5 protein-coding genes are annotated in these 6,293 nt (G+C 45.8%); 3 read left to right on the plus strand and 2 right to left on the minus strand.

The features are described from left to right. Nucleotides 1-309 precede the first annotated feature (309 nt). Both V6C93_RS29175 and V6C93_RS29180 read left to right on the plus strand, forming a co-directional pair. A complete protein-coding gene (locus tag V6C93_RS29175) occupies nucleotides 310-996 on the plus strand; it encodes a MotA/TolQ/ExbB proton channel family protein (protein WP_333480181.1) in 687 nt (228 codons plus the stop codon). 213 nt (nucleotides 997-1,209) lie between these two features. Next, nucleotides 1,210-1,590 (plus strand): biopolymer transporter ExbD, encoded by a 381-nt coding sequence (locus V6C93_RS29180; RefSeq protein WP_333480182.1) that lies wholly within the window; start codon nucleotides 1,210-1,212, stop codon nucleotides 1,588-1,590. A gap of 156 nt (nucleotides 1,591-1,746) precedes the next feature. Here the strand turns inward: V6C93_RS29180 and V6C93_RS29185 are convergent, their stop codons facing one another. Both V6C93_RS29185 and V6C93_RS29190 read right to left on the minus strand, forming a co-directional pair. Next, nucleotides 1,747-2,850 carry a hypothetical protein gene (locus tag V6C93_RS29185; RefSeq protein WP_333480183.1) on the minus strand — a complete coding sequence of 368 codons (1,104 nt, stop codon included), beginning with the start codon at nucleotides 2,848-2,850 and terminating at the stop codon, nucleotides 1,747-1,749. Between the two features lie 307 nt (nucleotides 2,851-3,157). After that, on the minus strand, nucleotides 3,158-4,345 hold the full coding sequence (locus V6C93_RS29190) for a hypothetical protein (protein WP_333480184.1): 1,188 nt from the start codon (nucleotides 4,343-4,345) through the stop codon (nucleotides 3,158-3,160). Between the two features lie 425 nt (nucleotides 4,346-4,770). Here V6C93_RS29190 and pstS point away from each other — a divergent pair, with 425 nt between their 5' ends. Then, nucleotides 4,771-5,811: a phosphate ABC transporter substrate-binding protein PstS gene (gene pstS / locus V6C93_RS29195; protein ID WP_333480185.1), complete on the plus strand. Its 1,041-nt coding sequence runs from the start codon at nucleotides 4,771-4,773 to the stop codon at nucleotides 5,809-5,811. Nucleotides 5,812-6,293 lie beyond the last annotated feature (482 nt).

The following is a 6,293-nucleotide window of genomic DNA, read 5'->3' on the forward strand; positions in this document are numbered from 1 at the left end:
GAGAGCCATAATATGAAAGTTGTAGGGGCGAAGCATTCGGACGGAAAATCCTGGACACTTACTATAAATTAGTCTCCGAATGCTTCGCCCATCCCCAGAAAGTAGATTTTGTCAACCTTGACTTCTTGACCGGCTCCCTAGAGGCAGCACCTGACGAGCTAGACCAAGCGGCAGCGATCGCTGAACCGACGCGATAGTCCCCTCTCTTAAAGGCAATTTGGCTTGTTCATTACTGTCACTTAACCAGTTGTCGCACAAATGTCCGATATGCTAGCAAGGAAATTGCCAAACTCCGCCTAGTCAACACTCATGCCAATACACCGAGTCTATAATCTTGTCCTTCAGGGTGGGCCGGTAATGATACCCCTATTAGGGTTATCCATTGCTACTATTGCTTGCGCCGCCGAACGCGGCTGGTTCTGGTTCCAGTTCTTGAGGCAAGAAGATAGGATAGTCCACGACGTGCTGGAAGCGGCGCGTGTTGACTTGGACAAAGCGGCTGCGATCGCGTCTCAAGCCCAGTATCTTCCTATTGGCCGTTATCTACTATCTGCCTTGAAGCTCAAGAAACCTACTCCCGAAACCTTTCGTCTAGCATTAGAAGCAGCGGGAGACAAAGAATTTATTAAAATGCACAAGGGCGACAAACTGCTGGAAACAGTTGTGGGAATCTCCCCCCTCTTAGGTCTACTGGGTACGGTGACAGGTCTGATCACCACGTTCAACAATATCAATATAGGTGGGGGTGGTGCTGGCGATGGTGCAACAAAAGCAGCATCTGGTATTGGTGAGGCTCTCATTGCCACAGCTACTGGTATGATTGTCGCCATTATCGCTTTGGTGTTCTTCCGAATTTTCGTCACCTTACAGTCCCAGCAGGTAGACTATTTTTCCGAAGTGGGCAGCGAACTAGAATTAATCTACCGACAAGTTTGGTATGAACCCTATTTTTCTAAAGAAACCTCATCAATCCGCGATCGGCAGTTGCCAGACTAAGCAGGTAGGCGTAAAAAGACCAAGATAATTTTGTAGGGGCGGGTTTAGGGGTACAGGCCTGACACAAACCAATTTCTCAGCTTCAAAACCCGCCCTGTCCATTTTAGGATTATTTTCACCCACCTGATTAATCGGTTTTTATAAATTAATCCAAGTTCAAAATCTAAAATTTAATCAAGGATGCGATTTAAAACACAGCGGAAAAGCTCACAAATGCCAGAAGTTAATCTGGTGCCGATGATGGATGTCATCATGACTGTTTTGACATTCTTCATCATTGTCTCCATGACATTAACCAATCGGCAAAATGCTGTCAATATTACCCTTCCCAGTGCGGGTAACGGAGCCAGTGAGCAGAAAACCCCCGATCCATTGGTTGTGAGTCTTAATCCTCAGGGACAACTCTATCTCGGTAACCAACCGACGACTGAAGCTCAATTAGTTCAACCCATGCAAGCCTATTTGCAAAAAAATCCCAATGGAGCAGTTATTTTAAATGCAGACCGCAAACTCCCCTATGAAAAGGTAGTTCAGCTTCTAGGTAGACTGCGGGATATTGGAGGCGATCGCGTCTCTTTAGCGATTGAAAATTGAGTGGGAACGAGCGTTCAGAATTTATTTTACTCTAGTGCAGCGTGGCGGAAATAACTATCCAGTTGAAAAAGGCTACAAGGTTTACTGTATAACCTTTCTTTCATAAAAGCCTTCTGCCTCCTCACGCTTAACTCCGGTGCCTTCTGCCTTCTTGCTCTAGGTAGGAAATTTCGGCGAGAAAATAATAGCCGTCATAGCGCCATTATCGTCCATTCCAGGTGCAAAAATTAGATAAAATTTCACATCTCCCTGTGTGACTTCGTAAACAGGTCCACCACCATAGGTAGTTTTTGGATTTGGCTCACAGTGAAAATCCTTAGTTTTCAATTGTGTTTGTAAGGCGGAAGTGATTTCATGAGTGGTCAAGGGTGATAAGGCTTTTTGGAGAAAGATAAACCGGGTGGTATCTGGCTCTCCATTTGCTTTAAATTGATTGGATTCCTTGAGTTTATTAATATCTCGCTCAGCCTTAAATTGTTTGAGTCTATCTTCACCGAGTCTAGGTTTAATTTCCTCGATGGCAGCCAGAATGGGCAATGAAAGATTATATTGCCCGTAACCGCCTCCTGTTCCTTCATTGTTTCCCTTTGCCTGTTCGGTTGATGGGGATGGAGTTGGCTGTTGAGGTGGTGGTGATGGCGTTGGTTGTTGAGGTGGTTGCGGCTGGATTGGCTCCTGGATAGATGGGGATGGGGTTGGCTGTTGAGGATACGGCGATGGCGTTGGCTCTTCGATAGACTGCGATCGCTTTGGTTGTTCAGTTGGCTGCGATCGCTTTGGTTGTTGAGTAGACTGCTGTTGCGTGTCCTCTTTCTGGGATTGTGCTTGAGAACTTAACTTTCGTTCCAGTATGGGAGATTTATCCAACTGTGGGCGAGTCGTTATCGGTTTTGGACGAGTTGGCGGATCGAGAGGGATTGGCTGGCTTAGCTGAGGGCTAGGCTGAGGATTTAGTTCCAATGAGGAGTCTGGACGAGTTGGCAGCTTGCCAGGAATTGACTGGCTTGGCTGAGGGCTAGGTTGAGGATTCGGTTTCGCTGGGGACTCAGCAGTAGGATTTGCAGTAGATCGAGTCCTTGGTAACTGCGCGATCTTGATGGGCTTGTATTGTTTAGAAGTTTTAGACCCTTCGATGTTTAGATCAGACGAGATCGGCAGCATTAGTACTATGCCATGCAGCAATAAGGAAATCATCAGCATGGGGCGGAATAGCATCCGTGCGGGAGCCGGGAAGTTTAGCAGGAAGTCAGGCGGCTTCATTGACGTATTTGGGTGTTCTGACTAGGCGAGACTAAGCTGAACCCGATCTTAGCTGAACTTAGAAATAAGCATCAGAAATCTAAGAGGTATATGAGTTAGAAAAATCTGGGTTCTCACCTCTCACCCTGATCAAGACGTACAAATCAGCCAATTAGATGCGTAAATGTAAAAAATTACCAGATTAAAGAGCCAATAGCCTTAATGGGATGCTGTACCCGCCTTGCTTCCGTTGGGAGATCGGTGTCGCTGATGCCTTATCGGCGATCGCATCACTCACCCTCGCATATTTATGAAAATTCTTTCCTCACTAGAAAGGAGAATCCTTTGACACAAAAAATATCGTCTTATTATCTGCATTGGCTACGAAGTAGAGATAACTTGTGAAATTCCCTTGTGTGATTTTATATGTGAGTCCACCTCCATAAGAAGCTTCTTGAGAAATTTGTGTAAAGTGACGCTGGATGAGTTGATTTTGCACTTCATTAAACAATTCCTGTGGCGACTTGGGTTTAAATGTCGTTGTTGTAACTAAGCCCCGGAACTTGTTTGTATCAGCAAATGCCGATTGAGCGGCTGGAGGAAGCTTACTAATATCCTCAGGAAAAACTGCACCGAAGTCTTCGCTGCTTTTAACTGGTGCAAGCGCACTTTCAAAGGCAATTTCCTCAGGGCTTCGTGTTTCTGCACTCTTGAAAGCACTTAGGTCTTTGATTTCTTGAGATGCAAGAACAATTACCGTTTTTCCATCCTTGGAAATTAAATGGAGGAATTGAGGTTCAGCCCCCTCTTTAGAGACTTTATAAACTTTTAAGTCTGTCGCATCGTTAAAAGGCTGAGAATTGAACTTCCTAGCTGGTAGTTCTTTGGTGTAGAAGTCAGCCACTTGAGCGAGTGCCTCTATTGTGTTACGTGCTGATTTGTCAGTTTCTCCGGACAGTAAACCCAATGAACCAAGCTGAGCATTGTCTGGAAAGGGAAAATCTGCAAATGGGTTTTGTAGAGCAGGAGTTGGCGATTGTTCTGGAGTCGGTGACGGCGATGGCGTTGGTGTCGCTGTTGACTGTGGTGATTGCTCTGGAGTTGGCGATAGGGATGGCGTTGGTGTTGAGGATGGCGTTGGCGTTGCTTTTGACTGTGGTCTTTTCTCTGGAGTTTGTGACGGTTGAGGTCGCGGAATCGCCTTTGTTTTAGGAGGTAAGGGGGGTATCTCTGTTGAAGGTGGGCGAATGGGCTTCGGTTTAGGAGGAATCGTTTGACTTACCTTCAGGGTCGGTTTAGGAGAAGGTTTAATAGCGGGACGAGGGGAAGGTGGCGTGGTTGGTAACTGCGTAATTTTGACCTTTTCTGGCTCTTTTTTGGGAGGTTGAGGCTTTTGGTGTGACGGCATTGGTATGGCTAACAAGAATCCGTGCAACCCTAAAGAAATCAGCAGCATAGGCCGCCATAAAGTTTGCAGGGGCGTAGGTAAGTTTTTAACGAAGTAAGACTGATTCATTGATGTACGGTTGGCGATATGGCTTGGTAAGGTTAGGAGCAGAGAGCTTGACAGTCATAGCGCCTAAGCGTTGCCTGTCGTCAGGCTTATTGCTGGAGCGACCAATAACGCTGGCTGAATTTAACAATGCTTTTGGAAGCGTACTTATTGACTTTTGCTTCAATAAGCAGCCCTTTTCCCAATCATTATTTAATGATTGAGAAGTGAAACTTAAATTAAGTGAATTTAATAATATTCCGGTAATAATCTACAGCTTTTTATCCACTATTACCATAAAAAAATGAGTATATTTCTTATTAAGCTAACCTTAATCTTTAGTTAAATAAAGCTTACTTTATTGCTGACATTTACCTGGTAATTTAGCTTAGTTCTAACAATAGATTCCTCACTCCTGGTAGCCACATCCTTCTTAAGGAAGAAACAATATGGTGTTTTTGACAAACGGTTTGCGTCGTGCTGTTACGCTTTCAACAGCAACGATCGCTTTTTCATTCGGTTCAGTCTATACTGCGATCGCTCAAACCGTAACCTTAAACGGTGCCGGAGCAACATTCCCAAAACCCCTTTACGACCGTTACTTTGACCAGTTCAAAAAAGAAACAGGGATTCAGGTTAACTACGAAGGAATTGGTAGCGGCGGCGGCATTAAGCAATTTATCGCTGACACGGTTGACTTCGGTGCCAGTGATGCCTATCCCAAGGCTGAAGATAAGAGCCAGATGAAAAAGGGTGTAATCTTGGTGCCAACAGCAGGCGGCGCTGTCTCAGTGGTTTACAATCTCCCTGGCGTATCCAATCTCAAGTTGTCGCGATCGGTACTGCCCGCTATCTTCATGGGCGAAATTACCCGTTGGAACGACCCCAAAATCGCTGCCGATAACCCTGGCGCGAATCTGCCCAACAAACCTATTAGATTAGCAGTCCGTTCCGATGGCAGCGGCACCACTAAAATTTTCACCAGCCACTTGGCTGCCATTAGTTCCGCCTTCAAGAGCAAAATTCCACCGGATGCTGCTCCCACTTGGCTGGGGAACCCCCTCAGTGGTAAAGGAAATCCCGGTGTAGCTGCTCTGGTAAAACAAACAGAAGGTGCGATCGGTTATGTAGAGGCTGCCTACGCTACTCAGAACAACCTTCAACAAGCTCAGGTGCAGAATAAGACTAATCGGTTCGTTTCACCGACCCTTGCTGAAGCGAATAAGGCATTATCCTCCATTACGTTTGGCTCTGATTTCAACGTAACCGGCGCAGCAGACCCAGCGGATGGCTATCCCATTGCTGGTGTGACTTGGCTGCTCATCAAGAAAGAATATGACGCTCAGAAAGCGCCAGTCGTTAAAAAGATGGTTGACTGGATTTTGACTAAAGGTCAAGCCATCAACGGTCAGCTAGGCTACACCCAGATTCCGCAAACTGTGGCAAGTCGGGCGAAGCAAGAAGTATCCACCAACGTTGCAGCCCGCTAAGCAAGAGTTGAGTTTTGAGAAACGTACAAATTGTGACAGACTCAACACTCGCAATCTTCTAGAACACTGATTTAGTAAGGGCTAGCCAGTAGAGCGTTTTTCCCCAGGAAGGGCGAAGCATAGCATTTGGACGAAGATTTAGCGCTCACACCCTACTTTTTCTGTCCAAATGCTTCCCTCTTACGCACAAGTGTGATTACTGGACTAAGGCTCTAAGTTTTGGTTATGAGGGCATTTCCAGTACGGAGATGTCCTCTCAGCATATTCTTTACAGCCATGTAACGGACTAATGTAAAACGACACAATATGACGGGTTTTTCTGATCAAGCTGACCATTCTACAGAAGCTGGCTTTGATACAGACCTTACTAGCACAAAGGGAGAGGGTATCTGGCTAGAGTACGGATTTACAGCCCTAGTTTGGGCTACTGCTTTGGCAACAGCAGGAGTGCTGTTTTGGATGAGTTGGGTGATTTATAAAGA

Source organism: Allocoleopsis sp., from assembly GCF_036703385.1.
Taxonomy (GTDB): Bacteria; Cyanobacteriota; Cyanobacteriia; order Cyanobacteriales; family Coleofasciculaceae; genus Allocoleopsis.

Coding starts and splice junctions, on each gene's coding strand:
- V6C93_RS29175 (WP_333480181.1), top strand. CDS start 310: ATGCCAATACACCGAGTCTATAATCTTGTCCTTCAGGGTGGGCCGGTA.
- V6C93_RS29180 (WP_333480182.1), top strand. CDS start 1,210: ATGCCAGAAGTTAATCTGGTGCCGATGATGGATGTCATCATGACTGTT.
- V6C93_RS29185 (WP_333480183.1), bottom strand. CDS start 2,850: ATGAAGCCGCCTGACTTCCTGCTAAACTTCCCGGCTCCCGCACGGATG.
- V6C93_RS29190 (WP_333480184.1), bottom strand. CDS start 4,345: ATGAATCAGTCTTACTTCGTTAAAAACTTACCTACGCCCCTGCAAACT.
- pstS (WP_333480185.1), top strand. CDS start 4,771: ATGGTGTTTTTGACAAACGGTTTGCGTCGTGCTGTTACGCTTTCAACA.